The organism is Nocardia africana NBRC 100379, assembly GCF_001612635.1.
Lineage (GTDB): Bacteria > Actinomycetota > Actinomycetes > Mycobacteriales > Mycobacteriaceae > Nocardia > Nocardia africana.
In genome coordinates, this window is sequence record NZ_BDAV01000010.1 from 406,399 (window position 1) to 422,958 (window position 16,560).

General features: G+C 68.6%; 15 protein-coding genes. 3 read left to right on the forward strand and 12 right to left on the reverse strand.

What is annotated here, in order from left to right; translation table 11 throughout:
• Nucleotides 1–4 precede the first annotated feature (4 nt).
• Genes NA3_RS18700 through NA3_RS18720 form a run of 5 tightly spaced genes read right to left on the reverse strand, consistent with a single transcriptional unit; the run spans nucleotide 5 to nucleotide 6,102 of the window.
• Nucleotides 5–817, reverse strand: a complete 813-nt coding sequence (locus NA3_RS18700; RefSeq protein WP_062964891.1) for an HpcH/HpaI aldolase/citrate lyase family protein — start codon at nucleotides 815–817, stop codon at nucleotides 5–7.
• 8 nt (nucleotides 818–825) lie between these two features.
• On the reverse strand, nucleotides 826–1,311 hold the full coding sequence (locus NA3_RS18705) for a MaoC family dehydratase (protein WP_062964998.1): 486 nt from the start codon (nucleotides 1,309–1,311) through the stop codon (nucleotides 826–828).
• Between the two features lie 8 nt (nucleotides 1,312–1,319).
• Nucleotides 1,320–2,480 (reverse strand): acyl-CoA dehydrogenase family protein, encoded by a 1,161-nt coding sequence (locus tag NA3_RS18710; protein ID WP_062964892.1) that lies wholly within the window; start codon nucleotides 2,478–2,480, stop codon nucleotides 1,320–1,322.
• Nucleotides 2,477–4,519: an acetyl-CoA carboxylase biotin carboxylase subunit gene (locus NA3_RS18715; RefSeq protein ID WP_062964997.1), complete on the reverse strand. Its 2,043-nt coding sequence runs from the start codon at nucleotides 4,517–4,519 to the stop codon at nucleotides 2,477–2,479. The genes NA3_RS18710 and NA3_RS18715 overlap by 4 nt, the downstream gene beginning before the upstream one ends.
• 5 nt (nucleotides 4,520–4,524) lie before the next feature.
• Entirely contained in the window at nucleotides 4,525–6,102 is a 1,578-nt protein-coding gene (locus NA3_RS18720) for a carboxyl transferase domain-containing protein (protein ID WP_062964893.1), read from the reverse strand.
• A gap of 126 nt (nucleotides 6,103–6,228) precedes the next feature.
• On the opposite strand from NA3_RS18720, the gene NA3_RS18725 reads away from it, so the two are divergent.
• A complete protein-coding gene (locus NA3_RS18725) occupies nucleotides 6,229–6,840 on the forward strand; it encodes an SACE_7040 family transcriptional regulator (protein ID WP_062964894.1) in 612 nt (203 codons plus the stop codon).
• On the opposite strand, the gene NA3_RS18730 is transcribed toward NA3_RS18725, so the two are convergent.
• Nucleotides 6,837–7,280 (reverse strand): SRPBCC family protein, encoded by a 444-nt coding sequence (locus NA3_RS18730; RefSeq protein WP_039780979.1) that lies wholly within the window; start codon nucleotides 7,278–7,280, stop codon nucleotides 6,837–6,839. The two genes, NA3_RS18725 and NA3_RS18730, sit on opposite strands and share 4 nt — an antisense overlap.
• A 442-nt stretch (nucleotides 7,281–7,722) precedes the next feature.
• Here NA3_RS18730 and NA3_RS18735 point away from each other — a divergent pair, with 442 nt between their 5' ends.
• Nucleotides 7,723–8,976, forward strand: coding sequence for a TetR/AcrR family transcriptional regulator (locus NA3_RS18735; RefSeq protein WP_062964999.1), 1,254 nt, complete (start codon nucleotides 7,723–7,725; stop codon nucleotides 8,974–8,976).
• A 4-nt stretch (nucleotides 8,977–8,980) separates the two neighbouring features.
• On the opposite strand, the gene NA3_RS18740 is transcribed toward NA3_RS18735, so the two are convergent.
• Genes NA3_RS18740 through NA3_RS18750 form a run of 3 tightly spaced genes read right to left on the reverse strand, consistent with a single transcriptional unit; the run spans nucleotide 8,981 to nucleotide 10,888 of the window.
• A complete protein-coding gene (locus NA3_RS18740) occupies nucleotides 8,981–9,640 on the reverse strand; it encodes a hypothetical protein (RefSeq protein ID WP_128145590.1) in 660 nt (219 codons plus the stop codon).
• A 47-nt stretch (nucleotides 9,641–9,687) separates the two neighbouring features.
• Nucleotides 9,688–10,398 (reverse strand): NUDIX hydrolase, encoded by a 711-nt coding sequence (locus tag NA3_RS18745; RefSeq protein WP_062965000.1) that lies wholly within the window; start codon nucleotides 10,396–10,398, stop codon nucleotides 9,688–9,690.
• A gap of 52 nt (nucleotides 10,399–10,450) precedes the next feature.
• On the reverse strand, nucleotides 10,451–10,888 hold the full coding sequence (locus tag NA3_RS18750) for a hypothetical protein (RefSeq protein WP_062964896.1): 438 nt from the start codon (nucleotides 10,886–10,888) through the stop codon (nucleotides 10,451–10,453).
• A gap of 527 nt (nucleotides 10,889–11,415) precedes the next feature.
• Here NA3_RS18750 and NA3_RS18755 point away from each other — a divergent pair.
• Nucleotides 11,416–14,721 (forward strand): ATP-binding protein, encoded by a 3,306-nt coding sequence (locus NA3_RS18755; RefSeq protein WP_063917574.1) that lies wholly within the window; start codon nucleotides 11,416–11,418, stop codon nucleotides 14,719–14,721.
• A 4-nt stretch (nucleotides 14,722–14,725) separates the two neighbouring features.
• Here NA3_RS18755 and NA3_RS18760 read toward each other — a convergent pair whose 3' ends face one another.
• The 3 genes from NA3_RS18760 to NA3_RS18770 all read right to left on the reverse strand — a co-directional run bounded on the left by NA3_RS18760 (nucleotide 14,726) and on the right by NA3_RS18770 (nucleotide 16,145).
• On the reverse strand, nucleotides 14,726–15,130 hold the full coding sequence (locus NA3_RS18760; RefSeq protein WP_062964898.1) for an ArsR/SmtB family transcription factor: 405 nt from the start codon (nucleotides 15,128–15,130) through the stop codon (nucleotides 14,726–14,728).
• A complete protein-coding gene (locus tag NA3_RS18765; protein ID WP_062964899.1) occupies nucleotides 15,127–15,786 on the reverse strand; it encodes an SRPBCC family protein in 660 nt (219 codons plus the stop codon). The genes NA3_RS18760 and NA3_RS18765 overlap by 4 nt, the downstream gene beginning before the upstream one ends.
• Before the next feature lie 140 nt (nucleotides 15,787–15,926).
• Entirely contained in the window at nucleotides 15,927–16,145 is a 219-nt protein-coding gene (locus NA3_RS18770; protein ID WP_030517136.1) for an MbtH family protein, read from the reverse strand.
• Between the last annotated feature and the right edge of the window lie 415 nt (nucleotides 16,146–16,560).

A 16,560-nucleotide genomic window follows, 5' to 3' on the forward strand; every position in this document is an offset into this window, starting at 1 on the left:
AGGTCTACCGGGCCCCGGCACGTTGCAGAATGCGCTCGGCGTGCCGGATCACCGGGCCGTCCACCATGCGTCCCTCGAAACTGAACACACCGCGATTGTCGGGCACCTCCGCCAGCAGCCGGCGGGCCCAGTCCACTTCCTCGTCCGCGGGCACGTAGGCGGCCCGGATCACCGGGAGTTGCTTCGGATGGATGGCGACCTTGACGTCGTAGCCGACCGCCACCGCCTCCTCGGATTCCGCGCGCAACCCGTCGAGGTCGGCGATGTCGAGATACACCGAGTCCAGCGCGATCTTGCCGTACGCCTTCGCCGCCAGCAAGGCGGTCGAGCGCAGCTGACGTGCCACATCGCGATAACCACCGTCGGCGCGGCGGCTGGAATTGCCGCCGAGCCCGGCGACCAGATCCTCCGCCCCGGCCATCGAGGCGATCGCATTCGGCGCGGCCATGACCTCTTCGGTACGCAGGGCGCCCAGCGGCGATTCGAACAGCGCGAGCACCTCGTAGTCCGACAGCAGCGAGAGTTGTTGCGCCGATTCACATTTCGGCAGCATGACGCGCCGATAGGAGGTCGAGGCCAGCGCGGTCAGGTCGGCGTCGAAATCGTGCGTGGCGGCCGCGTTGATCCGGACCACCGTGCGCTCCGGATCGAGCGGCGTGGCCATCAGCACCTCGCGCGCGGCCTCCTTGTCCCCGGCCGCGACGCCGTCTTCCAGATCGATGATCACGACATCGGCCGCGGCGGCGGCCTTCTGGTAGCGTTCGCCCCGGTCGGCGGGGCAGAACAGCCAGGCCGGCCCCGGGAGTTCCCAGTCCATCCGCTCTCCTACTCGCCGTCCGGACGCATCCGCATCAGGGTTTTGCGGACCGCGGTGGCCACCACATCGCCGTGCTGGTTGCGCCCGGTGTGCGCGAAGGTCGCGATCCCCTCGCCCGGACGGCTTTTCGACTCACGCTTGGCGGTCACCAGCGTTTCGGCGTAGAGGGTGTCACCGTGGAACATCGGCTTCGGGAAGGCGACCTCCGAGAAGCCCAGATTGCCCACGATGGTGCCCTGCGTCAGTTGCGCCACCGACAAGCCGACCAGCGTCGACAGCGTGAGCATGGAATTGACCAGGCGCTGGTTGAACGGCGGCAGACCGTCGGCGAAGGCCGCGTCCAGATGCAGCGCCTGGGTGTTCATCGTCTGCGTGGTGAACGCGACGTTGTCCGCTTCGGTGATGGTGCGCCCGGGCCGATGTTCGTACAGCACACCGACTTCCAGCTCCTCGAACCACAGCCCGCGCTGCACCACCCGGCGCACCGGCTCCATCGGCTCGCTCACAGTCCCAGCTCCCGTCCGATCAGCATCAACTGCACCTCGGTCGTGCCCTCGCCGATTTCCAGAATCTTGGAATCGCGGTAGTGCCGGGCCACAGCATATTCGTTCATGAAGCCGTAGCCGCCGAAGATCTGGGTGGCATCGCGGGCATTGTCCATCGCGGCCTCGCTGGCGACCAGCTTCGCGATCGCGGCCTGCTTCTTGAACGGCTTGCCCGCCAGCATCAAGGCCGCCGCGTCGTAGTACGCGGTGCGCGCGGCGTGCGCCCGCGCCTCCATCCGCGCGATCTTGAACGCCACCGCCTGATTGCGGCCGATGGTGCGGCCGAACGCCTCGCGCTCACCGGCGTAGCGCACGCTCTCGTCGACACAGCCCTGCGCCGCGCCCACCGACAGCGCGGCGATCGCGATCCGGCCCTCGTCCAGGATCCGCAGGAAGTTGGCATAGCCGCGGCCGAGTTCACCGAGCAGATTCGACTGCGGCACCCGCACGTCGGTGAAGCTCAGCGGATGGGTGTCCGAGGCGTGCCAGCCGACCTTGTTGTAGGCCGGTTCGGCGACGAAGCCCGGCGTGTCGGTGGGCACCAGGATGGTGGAGATCTCCTTCTTTCCCTCCGACTCCCCGGTCACCGCGGTCACGGTCACCAGCCGGGTGATATCGGTGCCCGAGTTGGTGATGAACTGCTTGCTGCCGTTGATGATCCAGTCGTCGCCGTCGCGCACGGCGGTGGTCCGGGTGCCGCCGGCATCGCTGCCCGCACCGGGTTCGGTGAGACCGAAACCCGCGAGCGCACGCCCGGAGGTCAACTGCGGCAACCACTCCTGCTTCTGCTCCTCGTTGCCGAACCGATAGATCGGCATGGCGCCCAGCGACACCCCGGCTTCGAGCGTGATCGCCACACTCTGGTCGATCTTGCCGAGCTCCTCGAGCGCCAGGCACAGCGCGAAGTAGTCGCCGCCCATGCCGCCGTACTCCTCCGGGAACGGCAGCCCGAACAGGCCCATATCCGCCATACCGGAGACGACCTCGTACGGAAAGGTATGGGCCGCATCGTGTTTCGCCGCCACGGGCGCGACGACCTGATTCGCGAAATCGCGGACGGTCAGCGCCAGGTCTCGGTACTCCTCCGGCAGTGTGCCGGTGGACAGGAAATCGCTCATGCCTGTGCCTCTTTCTGCTCGGTGTCCGATTCGTTGATGTCCGCAACGGGCTCGGCGGCGATCCGCGCCAGGACCTGTTCGACCTGCACCTGGTCGCCGGCGGCGACCAGCAGCTCCACCTTTCCGGCGACCGGCGCGGTCAGGGTGTGTTCCATCTTCATCGCCTCGACCACCACCACCGGGGTGCCGGCGGCCACCTCGTCGCCCGGCGCCACGTGCACCGCGATCACCGAACCCGGCATGGGGCTGAGGATTTCGGCATCGGTGAGCTGGTCGTCGCCACCGCGCAGACTCGGTTCGGCCACCTCGCGCACCGCCGCGACACCGTCGGCGCCGGCCACCCAGATCGGGCCGCCCCGTTCGGCGACCCGGTAGCGCAGCCGGATGCCGTCGAGGTCGATCGTCAGCACCGCCTCGTCGAGCGCGGCGGTCAGCGAGCGCGGCTGCCCGGCGTCGACGGCCACCCACGCGTCGGCCGGAGTGCCCGTGATCGCCACGTGCACGACGCGGTCGCCGCCTTCGAGCCGCAGCACCGTGGGCGCCGCGGTGCCGATGCGCCAGCCGTCCGGGATCTCCCACGGACCTCGCGGCGCGGCCGGCCACGCCCGCAGCCAGCGCGCCACCGCCGCCGCGACGAACTGCTCATCGGTGACCGGCGCGGGCCGAAAGTCTCCGGCGCGCCGGTCCAGCAGGCCGGTGTCGAGATCACCGCGCAGCACATCGGGATCGGCCAGCAGGAAGCGCAGGAAGTCGGTATTGGTCCGCACGCCGAGCACCTGGGTGTCGGCCAGTGCCTGATCGAGCCGGGCGATCGCGGTCGCGCGATCGGGGCCGTGCGCGATCACCTTCGACAGCATCGGGTCGTAGTCGCTGCCGATCACACTGCCGGTGCGCAGCCCGGAATCCACCCGCACGCCCGGACCCTGCGGTTCGGCCAGTGCCAGCACGGTTCCGCCGGTGGGCAGGAAATCGCGGCCGGGATCCTCGGCGTAGACGCGAGCCTCGACGGCGTGCCCGGTGAGCTGGATATCGTCCTGCTCGGCGACGATCTTCTGCCCGGCCGCCACGCGTACCTGGCATTCCACCAGATCCACCCCGGTCACCAGTTCGGTCACCGGATGTTCGACCTGCAGCCGGGTGTTCATCTCCATGAAGAAGAACTCGTCCGGCCGGTCGGCGGAGACGATGAATTCGACGGTGCCCGCCCCCACGTAGTCGACGCTGCGCGCGGTGTTGCAGGCGGCGGCGCCGATCCGGGCCCGCGTCTGCGGGTCCAGCAGCGGCGAGGGCGCCTCCTCGATGACCTTCTGATGCCGGCGTTGCAGGCTGCATTCCCGCTCGCCCAGGTGCAACACGTTACCGAACTGGTCGGCGAGGATCTGCACCTCGATATGCCGCGGTGTGGCGACGAAGCGCTCCAGGAACAGGGTGTCGTCGCCGAACGCCGCGGCGGCCTCCCGGCGCGCGCTGACCAACGCCGCGGGCAGATCGGCGGGATCGTCGACCCGGCGCATCCCCTTGCCGCCACCGCCGGCCGACGGCTTGACCAGCACGGGATAGCCGATTTCGGTTGCGGCCGAGATCAATTCGTCATCGGTGAGGCCGGGCCGGGCGATACCGGGCACGACCGGTACCCCGAAATCGGCGACCGCGGTCTTGGCCGCGATCTTGTCACCCATGATCTCGATCGCCCGCACGGGCGGACCGAGGAACACGATGCCGGCCTTCTCCAGCGCCGCGGCGAAGGCCGAATTCTCCGACAGGAAGCCGTAACCCGGATGTACGGCCTGCGCACCGGACCGCACGGCCGCATCGACCACCCGGTCGATGTCGAGGTAGCTCTGCCGCGCCGGGGCCGGGCCCAGCCGCACCGCGACATCCGCCTCGGCCACGTGCCGGGCGGCGACATCGGCGTCGCTGTAGACCGCCACCGAGCGAATGCCCATCGCGCGCAGGGTGCGGATCACGCGCACGGCGATCTCGCCGCGGTTGGCGACCAGAACGGTGTCGAAGGGCACCGGGTGAGATTTGTTCAGCATGGTGATCACATCCGGAATACGCCGTAGGAGACAGGTTCGAGGGGCGCCTGCGCGCAGACCGACAGGGCCAGGCCGAGCACGGTCCTGGTATCGGCGGGATCGATGACCCCGTCGTCCCACAGCCGGGCGGTCGAGTAGTACGGATTGCCCTGGCGCTCGTACTGGTCCCGGATCGGCGCCTTGAACTGTTCCTCCTGCTCGACGCTCCAGGCATCACCGAGCTGATCGCCACGCACGGTGGCCAGCACCGAGGCGGCCTGCTCACCGCCCATCACCGAGATGCGAGCGTTCGGCCACATCCACAGGAAGCGCGGCGAATAGGCCCGCCCGCACATCGAATAGTTACCGGCGCCGTACGAACCGCCGATCACGACCGTCAGCTTCGGCACCCGCGCGCAGGCGACCGCGGTCACCATCTTCGCGCCGTGTTTGGCGATACCGCTCGCCTCGTAGTCGCGCCCGACCATGAATCCGGTGATGTTCTGCAGGAACACCAGCGGAATGACGCGCTTGTCGCACAGTTCGATGAAATGCGCGCCTTTCTGGGCGGATTCACCGAACAGCACGCCGTTGTTGGCGACGATGCCCACCGGGTGGCCGTGGATGCGCGCGAAGCCGGTGATCAGGGTGCGGCCGTATTCGGCCTTGAATTCCTGGAATTCCCCGCCGTCCACGATCCGCTCGATCACCTCGTGCACGTCGTAGGGGGTGCGCAGGTCCACCGGAACCACGTCGTAGAGCTCAGATTGCGGGGCGATCGCGTCGACCGGCGCCGTGATCTCCCACGGACTCGGCGACTTCGGCGCGAAGGTGCCGACGATGCGGCGCACGATGCGCAGCGCGTCCTCGTCGCTGTCGGCCAGATGGTCGGTGACGCCCGATGTGCGCGAATGCAATTCGCCGCCGCCGAGTTCCTCCGCGGTGACCACCTCGCCGGTGGCGGCCTTCACCAGCGGCGGCCCGCCGAGGAAGATCGTGCCCTGATTGCGCACGATCACCGCCTCGTCGCTCATCGCGGGAACATAGGCGCCGCCCGCGGTGCAGGACCCGAGGACCGCCGCGATCTGCGGAATCCCCTTGGCGCTCATGGTCGCCTGGTTGTAGAAGATCCGGCCGAAGTGTTCGCGGTCGGGGAAGACCTCGTCCTGATGCGGCAGATGCGCGCCGCCGGAGTCCACGAGGTAGATGCACGGCAGATGGTTCTGCAGTGCCACCTCCTGGGCGCGCAGATGTTTCTTCACCGTCATCGGGTAATAGGTGCCGCCCTTGACCGTCGCGTCGTTGGCGACGATCACGCATTCCCGGCCGGACACTCGTCCGATACCACCGATCACGCCGGCGCCCGGACATTCGTCGCCGTACATTCCGTCGGCCGCCAGCGGCGACAGTTCCAGGAACGGACTGCCGGGATCCAGCAGCCGGTCCACCCGCTGGCGCGGCAGCAGTTTGCCGCGCGCCAGATGGCGCTCGCGGGCCCGTTCGGGTCCGCCCAGCGCACTGGCCGCCAGCTTCGCGCGCAGCTCGTCGAGCAGCGCCAGATGTGCGGCACGATTGCCGGCCTGCACGTCCTGCGTCAGGGTCATCACGCCATCCTGCCCATTCGGTTAGTGGCCAATAACTGGAAACTAAGATAATCTTCGTTAACTGAAATGTCCAGGCGTGCCGGAAACCGGACCTCCGAACGCCCCCGACCCGCGGAGAGGAGCCCGATGAGCAGTGAGGCCATCGCTCCCACACGCCGGGAGCAACTCAAGGCGCAGCGGCGGCAGCAATTACTGGAGGCCGGGGCGCGGCTCATCGCCGACCGCGGCTTCCCCGGGGTGCGGCTCGACGACCTCGGCGCGGCGGCCGGTATCAGCGGGCCGGCGGTCTACCGGCACTTCCCCAACAAGGAAGCCGTCCTGGTGGAATTGCTGGTCGGCATCAGCACCCGGCTGTTCGAGGGCGGGCAGGCGGTCGCCGAACAGGCCGAGTCCCCGCGCGCGGCACTGTCCGGATTGATCGAGTTCCATCTCGACTTCGCGCTCGGCGAGCCCGAACTCATTCGCATTCAGGACCGGGACCTGGAAAGCCTGCCCGAATCCGCACGGCGGCAGGTGCGCCGCCTGCAGCGCCAGTACGTGGAGACCTGGGTCGGGGTGCTGCGCGCCCTGCACCCGGAGCTGGACGAGACCGCCGCGCGGGTCAAGGCGCATGCCACCTTCGGCCTGATCAACTCGACACCGCACAGCGCCTCCCCCACGCTGGCCGGGCGTGCCCGGCCCATCCTGCGCGAGATGGCCTGGGCGGCGCTGAGCCGAGCCGAAGGACCGGCGGTCTAATCGCGGCGAAGTTCGGCTTCGGCGGTGGAGAGGACCATACTCACGCCCAGGTAGACGGCGGGGATCAGCGCGAGGGTCCACGCGGCGGCGAAAAGCGGTGTGGCGACCTCGAATTGGGAATGCCAGCGCACCCGTGTCCCCTCCGGGTGGTCATCGAAGGTCACGGTTCCGTCCTGGCGGCGCAGCGGCGGAAGCGATTTCAGCACGCGATAACGGAACAGTCGCGGCGGGTCGTAGTCGACGACCTCCTCGGTCAGCCGCAGCAGCGGTGTCACCAGCAGCCGCACCGCCCCGACCCCGTGTTCGGAGACATTGCCCGGACGGACCGGAGTGACCCGCCGGATCGCCGGAACACGCTGGTAGTTGGTGGCGTCGGTGATCCAGTCGAAGACGTCGGCGCGGGGTGCCCGGATGATCCGTTCCAGGTCCAGCGTGCGCATCGAGAGTCCCTTCACTACCGCGGTGTCGGATGAATTCCCGACCGGCGGGGATGCCGGATCGGTGCCGAGTGCCAGCGCAGCGTACGGCGCGGCGGGCACCCGCTGCCAGTGACGAGAGTCGAAACGATGCTATTTCGATACGAGCAAGCGATCTGGTCATTCGCCCAAGCTGCGGCAGCCCCGCGAAAAGATGAATCCGGTCGGTATTTCCTTGGGACATAGAGCTTTTCGCCCCGCCCGGTACACCCCGGTGACCGGCGATCCGGGGGCGATAGGACACAATTGCCGATATCCGATTCGCATCCGGTCTTCGCCATCGCATCGATACCCGGGAGGCCTCCCGGAACCGGCGGTAACACCGGGGAGCCGGAAATCATCCGGTGACTACCATGGCATTCATGAGTGCCGAGGAGTGCCGCCGCACCACAGACAGGCCGGAACCGTGAGCGTAGAGCGTGGCACCGCGAGCCCCGCAGAACAGCCGACAACAAAGCCGCAGGAGCGGGTGATTCGCCGGCGCCCGAAGAACCGGCGCGCCCAGATCGCCGCGACCTCGGCGGCGGCGTTCGGCTCGCTGGGCTACCACGGGGTCAGCATGGAGGATATCGCCTCCCGCCTCGGCATCTCCTCGGCGGCCCTGTACCGGCACTATCCGAGCAAGTACGCGCTGTTCCGGGAGGAACTGCTGCGCCTCGGCGCGCTGACGGTGGAATCGACCACGGTGGCTCCCGAGGCCGCGGACCTTCCGGTGCGGCAGCGGCTGGCGGGCGTGCTCGACGCCATGATCGGAGCGACCATCGCCAATCGCCCGACCGTGACGCTGGCCCGGTGGGAGGGCCGCTATCTCGACGACACCGATCGCGCGACGCTCGACGAACAGTTCAGCACCTCGATCCGCGCCCTCGCCGACCTGCTCGGCGAATTGCGCCCGGAACTGCCCCGGGGCGACCGGCCGGTGCGCGCGGTTGCCCTGCTCAGCATCGTCAGCAGCATCGGCGACCACCATGCCACGCTTCCGGTGAAATCGCTTACCGCCGTGCTCAATTCGGCCGCGTGGGCGATCGCCGACGCCGAACTTCCGGACGCCGAGCCGTCGGTGGGCACGCCGCGGCCGGTGGAGATACCGCAGTCGTTCAAACACGAACTGCTGCTGAAGAAATCGGTCGAGCTGTTTCACCAGCGCGGCTATCCGAATGTGAGCGTGGAGGATATCGCGACGGCCGCGGACCTGTCCGCGGCCTCGGCCGTCTACCGGTACTACCGCAGTAAGAGCGACCTGCTCGCGGCGGCGTTCCGGCGGGCGGCGGATCGGGTGTCGGGCGCGATCGGCCCGGCCACGGCCTCGTCGGCATCTCCCGCCGAGGCACTGTCGAAACTGATCGACCTGTATGTCACCGGGTCGTTCGAAGAACGCGAATTGACCTTCGTCTATTACGCCGAGTTCAGTCACGTTCCGCCCGAGGAACGCACGGTGCTGCGCAATATTCAGCGGTTGATCGTGGCCGAATGGGTGAAATTGCTGGTCGCGGTGCGGCCGGAACTGTCCGAGGCGCAGGCGCGCATTCTGGTGCAGGCCGGGTTCGGGCTGGTGGTCGATCTGGGACGTGTCTTCGGCGACGACGAAAACCTGTGCCCGCCGCGGCGAGTCATGGCCCTGATGGAGGTCGTGCTGTTCGGGGCGCCGCGCCGCGAGTGATCCGTCAGCTGTTCACGCGCGGCCACGGGTAGAGCGCGAGATGGATGAGCAGGATCGCCAGCAGTCCGAGGAGCAGCGCGGCGACGAATCCCGCGCGATGCTCGAGATAGCCGATGGTGCGAAACAGGGTGGGAAACGGCACTTCCCGCGCGAAGAACATCGACAGCACGCTCGGCAGGATCACCCACATCACCGCGATGGTCCCGTACAGCACGTAGGCGCCGGTGAAGGTCGCCGGATCGACCGCGCGGGCTCCCCCGGCGAACGCGACCGCGGCGGCCAGCGCCGCGCACGCCAGCACCAGATAGCCACCCATCCCCTCGGTGCGCACGGCATCCGGGTCGGGGGTGAGCCGGCCGTTGGCCGTGGTCTGCCGGCCCGCGACCACGGCCGGTTCTCGCGGCGGCATCGCCAGCTGCGGTAGCGAGTAGTAGGCGAGCACGACGATCACGAAGACGACCACGAGCCGCACCCACGAATGCCGGTCCTCGAGGTGGCCGATCGTCGCCGAAATCGTGGGCCAGTCGGCGAGAGCGAAAACCGCGGCCAACTCCGGAACCGCGATGACGATGCCCGCGAGCCCCCACATCAGATATCCCCAGAACTCCGCCGAGCGCCCGGCCACCGTCGGCGCGCTCGGGGTTGCGGTAGTGACCTCCGTCATACTCCCGGTGTACCACCGCGCGGGCACGCGGGGGCAACGACGCGGAATCAGCTGGGCCGCAACATCGGCGGGTGCAGCACCTGGGCGGGGCCGGCGCGGTAGAGCTTGGCGGGACGCCCGCCGTCGCGGGTGGTGGTGGCGCCGGTGGCCAGGACGAATCCCGGTGTGGTGGTGACCTTGCGGTGGAAATTGCGCGGATCGATATCGGTGCCCCACATGACCTCGTAGACCCGGCGCAGTTCGGCCACCGTGAATTCGGGAGCACAGAAGGCGGTGGCCAGCGGCGTGTACTCCAGTTTGGCGCGGGCCCGCTCGACGCCGTCGGTGAGAATGCGGCGATGGTCGAAGGCGATGCGCCCGCGCTCGGCGAGCAGTTGCTCCACCGACCAGATGCCGGCCGCCGTAGCCTGCGAACCCGCCTGCGGCGCAGGCAGATTCGGCGCCAGCGCCAGATAGGCGGTGCTGATGACCCGGCCGCGCGGATCACGGCCGGGTTCACCGTAGGTCGCCAGCTGCTCCAGATGCATGCGGTCGCCGCGAATTCCGGTTTCCTCGCGCAACTCCCGCACCGCGGCGGCGGAGAGGCTCTCCTCGGGGCGGACGAACCCGCCCGGCAACGCCCATCGTCCGCGATAGGGGGCGTAGAGGCGCTGGACCAGCAGCGCGCACAGCGTGTCGTTGGCAGTGTGGCGGGCGCCCAGGGTCAGAACCACCAAATCGACCGCGACCGCTGCATTGAGGCGAAAACCACTGCCCATGACGGGCATTGTAATCGTCAGACTGACGATAAAAACTCCGGCGGTGAATTCCTCAGCTCGCGGCGACGAAAGTGAACGGGCCGAATTCACCGACATGTCCGAGGATCCAGTCCCAATGCGAAACCGGGTCGACGACCACACCGGCCTGCAGCAGTAACCGCCAGCCGAGCTCGTCGTGCTCCCAGACGTCACCGTCGGCGTCGACATAGAGACCCCGGGTGACCGGCTCCGGTTCCGTGACGGAATTCTCGCCCGCATCCGCGAAGGCGCCGAGCGTCCCCTCATCCGGGCGGTCCGCGTGAATTCCGCCGCCGACCAGGGCATGATCGGCCAGTTGTGCGACAGCGCGGGCCATGGCCACGAATTGACCTGCCGGCACCGCGATCACCTCGTCGGTCCGCATGAACAGTTCTCCCGCCTGATCGTCGTCGTGAAAGAGGGCCACGATGTCCGGCACGGTGGGCCGGGGACGGATCCTGTTCTGACTCATGATTTCTCCTGCCCTGCGCCACCGAATTCCGTTACCGCTATCCGTGACGTTCGAACCATTCGAAACCTCCCCATCCATCAGGTTTGTGAACGTCAGCCTCGTCCATCCCACTTCTGGTTCACTTCCGGTCGAATCGGGCGGCAAGCAATTGGACCGATATCGAGAGCAATTCCGAAGTTGCGATGAAATGCACGGGCCGATGATGGTCATCCGACCGCGAAAGAGCAGTTCACGGAAAAAGTCACAATTGCATTACAAGCCGCTCACCTCGCCACTCAGGATCGAACCACGTGTGGCGCAACCTGGAGCGGCCGGAACGTGATGCACAACACACGGCCACCGGAACTACCACACGGAATGGATATAACGATTTGGCAACCATGAAGCTAACGACAGACAGCGTCGAAAATTTCTAGTAGAGATTCTGTTTTAAATCAGATGTCCAGCGTAATGGCCGTCCGTCGGCTGATGGACGGGACGGGCCATGGGGAAGGTGTCCGGGATGTCACGGTTGCAGGGGGCATGGCATGGCTGATCGGCGCATCCATGTCCTCGGGCCGATGCACATCGCACTCGACGGAACACCGATCCGCCTCGCGGGCCGGCTCACCCGTGCCCTGCTGGCGCGCTTGGTGATCGCGCAGGGCCGCGCGGTGTCGACCGATCGGCTGGTCGACGAGTTGTGGGATGGGGAGCCTCCGCCGAAGGCGACCTCGGTGCTGCAGGTGCACATCCACAACCTGCGGCGGGTGTTCGAACCCGACCGCCCCGCCCGCGCGCCGGCGACGGTGGTGGTGTCGGAGGGGCTCGGCTACGCGCTGCGGTTGCGCGACACCGAAGTCGACGCCTGGCAGTTCGAATCGCTCCTGCACGAATATCTGCGGGTGAGCAGCGGCGCCCATGCCCCCGAGGCGGCCACCCGCACCCGCATGCTGGACAACGCGCTGGCCTGCTGGAACGGACGTGCGCTGGAGAGCTTCGCCGATTGCGGCTGGGCGGCGGCCGAGGCGGCGCGGCTGACCGATCTCTATCTGACCGCCGGTGAATTGCGCGCGCAGGCCGCGCTGGAACTCGGCCGCACCACCGAGGTGATCAGCGGCTTGCGGCGCACCGTCGAGGACCGCCCCGACCGCGAGGAGAGCGTGCGACTGCTCGCCCTCGCGCAATATCGGCTGGGACAGCAGACCGAAGCGCTGGCCACGCTGCGGCGCACGGCGGAATTCCTCACCCGGGAAATGGGACTGGATCCGGGGCGTCGCATCCAGGAACTGGAGACCGCCATCCTCAACCAGGCGGTGCCGGTGCTCGAGTCCACCCTGCCGACCGCCCCCCTCGCCGTGCGTGCCGACCTGGTGCGCGACATCGCGCACTCGCCGGCCGAGCCCGGCGAGCGGGCCGAGGGTGCGCCGGCACCCGGATACCCGGTGCAGCGCAAGGTCGTCCTCGAGGCGGCCTGCGAGGCGGCCGAACACGGCGCCCGGGTGGTGTGGATCTGCGGCGGCGCGGGATTCGGCAAATCGGCGCTGGCCGAGTCGGTGGCCACCGAACTGCGCCGCCGCGACTGGGTGGTCGCGCCCGGGCGCTGCCCGGAGGTGGACGGGGCGCCGCAAGCGTGGGTCTGGGCCGAGGTCGCCGCGCGATTCGGGGCCGATCTGACCTCGCGGCCGGTTCTCGGTGGGGCGTTCGAGATCTCCCGGGTGATCGCCGACCGCTGCCGCAAGGCCGTCGCCGACGGCCCGGTCGCCCTGGTGCTCGAGGATCTGCACCGCGCCGACGAGGCCACCCTGCAGATCCTGCGCCAGGCCGTGGCCTGGCTACACGACCAGCCGCTGCTGATCATCGCCACTCTGCGGGAGGTGGAGGCACCGCCGCCGGTGCGGGCCGCGGTGGCCGCACTCGCCGATCCGACCGCCGCCCACATCGAGCTCACCGGTGTCGATCTGGACGGGACGTGTGCCATCGCGCGGGCCGCCGGGCTGTCCGGCCTGGATACCGATCTGCTCGCGCTGTTGCACGAGCGCACCGGCGGTAATCCGCTGTTCCTGCGTGAACTCACCGCCGCGATGGCCGTCGGTGGTGACGTCCACGATCTGCCGCCGAGTGTGCGGGGTGTGATCGAACTGCAACTGGCGCGGATGCCGGATGCGGTGCGCGAGGTGCTCGAGTACGCCGCCGTCTGCGGTGAGCGGGTGGAACCGGCGACCCTGGTGGCGCTGACCGGACGGACCGAGGACGAGATCGTGGAACTCGTCGGCGCCGCCGAACTGGCGCGGCTGGTGATCATCGATCCCGCGGGGCGGATCATGTTCGCGCACGCGCTGATCCGCGACACCGTCTACGCCGGGATTCCGCAGCTGCGACGGACTCGGATGCATCAGGGGGTACTGACCCTGCTGGGCGGCTGCCGGCCCGACGACGTCCGGGCGGTCGAGGTGCTGGCCCATCACGCGGTGCGGGCGGCCACCGCGAGTACCGCCGATTCCGCGGTCGACTACATCACGACGGCGGCGCGGCACTGTGTCGAGCGCGGTATGCGCGCGGACGCGGCGCCGCTGTGGCGCACGGTGATCGAACTGCGGCGGCTGGCCGGGCACGAGGATGCCGATGCCTCGCCCGCGGATCGGATCGCCTGCGTGGACGCCTATTGCGAACTGGTCACCGCCTCCGCGTACGCGGGGCGGATCAGCGCGGCCCGCGACGCCCGGGAGCAGGCGCTGCGGCTGGCCACCGAACTGGGCGACGGGGATCTGGTGGTCCGCGCGCTGACCAGCTGGCGCGCCCCGGTGGTGTGGGCGATGCGGGACTGGAGATGGTCCAATCCGCGGCTGCGCCGGGCACTGGCCGTGGCCTCCGCCCGCGACCAGCCGGTCGCGACCCAGGTTCGCCTGCTCATCACCGCGGTCTTCGAATCCAGCCCGGCCGCGCACCGGCTCGCCCACACCCGCGCCTACGCGGCGCTCAAACTGGCGCGCGGTACCGGCGACGCCGAATTGCAGTGCATGGCCCTGAATGCGCTGACTCACCTGGTGCTCGACGGTCATTCGGGTGACGACCTGGGACTCCACGCCGCCGAACTGGAGCGCCTCGCCACGTCGGCGGATCTGCCCCAATACCGCGCTCTCGCACACTACTTGCGCTTCCGCACCGCCTGCCAGAACGTCGACCTGACGGAGGCGGGGCGGCAAGCGGCACTCGCCCTGGAATTCGCGGCCACGGCACAGGTGCGGCCGTTGGCGACCATCCTCGGATACTTCCGCGCGGCCACCGAGATCCTGCGCGGCGACCTCGGCCGGGCGGCGCGCTATTTCGACGAATGCAGCTCGGCGGGAAAGGATTCCGGCTTCCCCGAGGGCGACGAGGCGGCACTGATCGCGCTGTTGCCCCTCGGCTGGGCGCGCCGCGATCTCTCGCTCGCCGTGGACTGCCTCGCCGAAATCGAGGCCGCACTGCCCGGCATGCTCACCCAGATCTACATCGTCGCGCTTCTCGACGCCGGCGAACGTGCCGAAGCCGCGGCCCTGTTCCACCACGGCCCCGAGATCGACGAGCATTTCTATCCGGTCATGATGCGCGCCCACCGCGCCCGCGCGGCGATCGCCCTCGGTTCCATCGCCGACTGCGCCGAACTCTATCGCCGGCTGCTGCCGGCTGCCGGGACGGTCGCGGGCCTCGAAACCGGTTTCACCCCATTGGATCCGGTGGACGAGATCCTCGCCGACTTGGCGACCGCCTGCGGGGACGGGGTCACCGCGGCCAAGCACCGCGCCGCCGCCACGCGCCTGCGCGAACGGATCCGCAGGCAGCTGGCGAAGAACAGCGGACTGTATTGTTAGCGAATCACCCTGCCGCGTAGCCGCTTTCGTGTCCACCCGGCGGAGCCGCGGAGTCTCCCGCGTGCCGCGCGCGCTTGCCGCGGGCGACCTCGGTGGCGAGGGCGTCGAGGGGATTCGCCAGCTGATACAGCGGGTCGAGCAAGGTGGTCAGCCAGGTTCTGGCGATCTCCACACCGTCCGGGTCGAGGCGATAGTACCGGCGGGTGCCTTCGGCGCGGACGGTGACCAATCCGGTGTCGCGCAGGGTTTTCAGGTGTTGCGACACCGCGGGCTGGGAGATCGTCGCGGTGGCGCGGACCGCCTCGACCAGCGCGCCGGCGGAGTGTTCGCCGGCGGCCAGCAGTTCGAGGATGTGGCGGCGCACGGGGTCGCCCAGCGCATCGAAGATGCGGGCGGGTGGAACGGTCATCGAGGTTCCGGGGTGTCCTCTGGTTCGGTGGTGTAGAAGGCGAAGGTCTGTTCGGCGGCGGTTCGTGCCGCGGCGGGGTCGTCGCCGTCGGCGATCGCGGCCTCACCCCACGCCGTGGCGGCGGTGCGGATGAATGTACGGCCTTCCGGGGTGGTGTGCAGCGTGAGCGCCACGGTCGGATCCACCGGCTCGCCGCTGTCCAGATGCATCCCCAGGCCCAGGAGAGCGAGGTCCCAGCCGACTCCGACCGCACCGGGGCCGAACTGCGTCCACATGGCCGGATCGATCGGCGCCTCGTGCTCGAGCTTCAGTTCGGTACCGTCGCCGGCCGGACCGAGGGTGACCTCCAGCCACGAGATCTGCGGGCCCATCTCCCAGGTGACGGCGAAGTGCTTCGGCGCGTCACAGCGTTCGACCACACCGTTGGCGTTGCCCTCGAGCTGATAGCGGCCGCCGACCTCCAGTGATCCGCTGATCGGCAGGAACCAGCGCGGAATGCGTTCGGCATTGGTGAGCGCGTCCCACAGATCGGCCTGATCGGTGGGATAGCTGCGGCGGGCGACGGCGATGCGGGTGGTCGCGCCGTCGCGAGAGCCGGTGCGGACCTCGCGGGTGACGAGACCGGCGAGGGCGGCGGGATCGGAGAGCAAGGGCATGACATACCTCCTTCTATAAGTTGCAACTTATATTAGCAGGCAGTGCGGTCCGACGTAAGGAGTTGCCGAGGCGAGACGGACGTGAACGCCGCGACGTGCCGGTGCAGGGGGTTCGGATGGCACGCCGCGGCGCGACGCATTCAGTTGGCTTGCAGGCGCATGGCCTCGATGAGCGACTTCGGGCGCATATCGGTCCAATGCGATTCGACGTAGTCGAGGCAGAGCTGACGCAGACAAGGGCCGTGAGCGATCGTCCATCCGCTCGGCACGGCCGCGAACACCGGCCACAACGAGTGCTCGCCTTCATCGTTGGTCAGGACGTAGAACTCGGCGTCGTCATCGTCGAACGGGTTGCTCATTGGATTACCTTTCGTGCGGAACTGTGTCCGGCGCGGCGACTGCGCCACCGCACCGGGGGATGGTGCGGGCCCGCGGGATTCGGGCCCGCACCGCGATCAAGCGCCCGGCTTCACCGACACCGCCGATCCGGTGGAGAGCAGGTTCGCGAGGGCGGTGAAGATGCTGCCGAGGCCGGAGCTTCCGGTATCCATCAGTCGATAGTCCTTTCCGGGCGATTCACTTCGGGGTGTAGGCGAGGCTGGAACCGGAGCTGAGGAAGCTCAGGATTTGGGTGAGGATCGCGGTGTAGTCGGTGCCTGTCATACTTTCTTCCTTCTTCCTTTCACGGTCGCGAGCCGCGGACGCCGGACCGGCGCCCGAGGGCCGCACGAAACCTCATCGGTTCCGGGCTGATGAGGCGAAACGTGCTGCGGG

Coding starts and splice junctions, on each gene's coding strand:
- NA3_RS18710 (WP_062964892.1), bottom strand. CDS start 2,480: ATGAGCGATTTCCTGTCCACCGGCACACTGCCGGAGGAGTACCGAGAC.
- NA3_RS18725 (WP_062964894.1), top strand. CDS start 6,229: ATGAGCAGTGAGGCCATCGCTCCCACACGCCGGGAGCAACTCAAGGCG.
- NA3_RS18755 (WP_063917574.1), top strand. CDS start 11,416: ATGGCTGATCGGCGCATCCATGTCCTCGGGCCGATGCACATCGCACTC.
- NA3_RS18750 (WP_062964896.1), bottom strand. CDS start 10,888: ATGAGTCAGAACAGGATCCGTCCCCGGCCCACCGTGCCGGACATCGTG.
- NA3_RS18765 (WP_062964899.1), bottom strand. CDS start 15,786: ATGCCCTTGCTCTCCGATCCCGCCGCCCTCGCCGGTCTCGTCACCCGC.
- NA3_RS18715 (WP_062964997.1), bottom strand. CDS start 4,519: ATGCTGAACAAATCTCACCCGGTGCCCTTCGACACCGTTCTGGTCGCC.
- NA3_RS18760 (WP_062964898.1), bottom strand. CDS start 15,130: ATGACCGTTCCACCCGCCCGCATCTTCGATGCGCTGGGCGACCCCGTG.
- NA3_RS18700 (WP_062964891.1), bottom strand. CDS start 817: ATGGACTGGGAACTCCCGGGGCCGGCCTGGCTGTTCTGCCCCGCCGAC.
- NA3_RS18745 (WP_062965000.1), bottom strand. CDS start 10,398: ATGGGCAGTGGTTTTCGCCTCAATGCAGCGGTCGCGGTCGATTTGGTG.
- NA3_RS18705 (WP_062964998.1), bottom strand. CDS start 1,311: ATGGAGCCGGTGCGCCGGGTGGTGCAGCGCGGGCTGTGGTTCGAGGAG.
- NA3_RS18720 (WP_062964893.1), bottom strand. CDS start 6,102: ATGACCCTGACGCAGGACGTGCAGGCCGGCAATCGTGCCGCACATCTG.
- NA3_RS18770 (WP_030517136.1), bottom strand. CDS start 16,145: ATGAGCAACCCGTTCGACGATGACGACGCCGAGTTCTACGTCCTGACC.
- NA3_RS18740 (WP_128145590.1), bottom strand. CDS start 9,640: ATGACGGAGGTCACTACCGCAACCCCGAGCGCGCCGACGGTGGCCGGG.
- NA3_RS18730 (WP_039780979.1), bottom strand. CDS start 7,280: ATGCGCACGCTGGACCTGGAACGGATCATCCGGGCACCCCGCGCCGAC.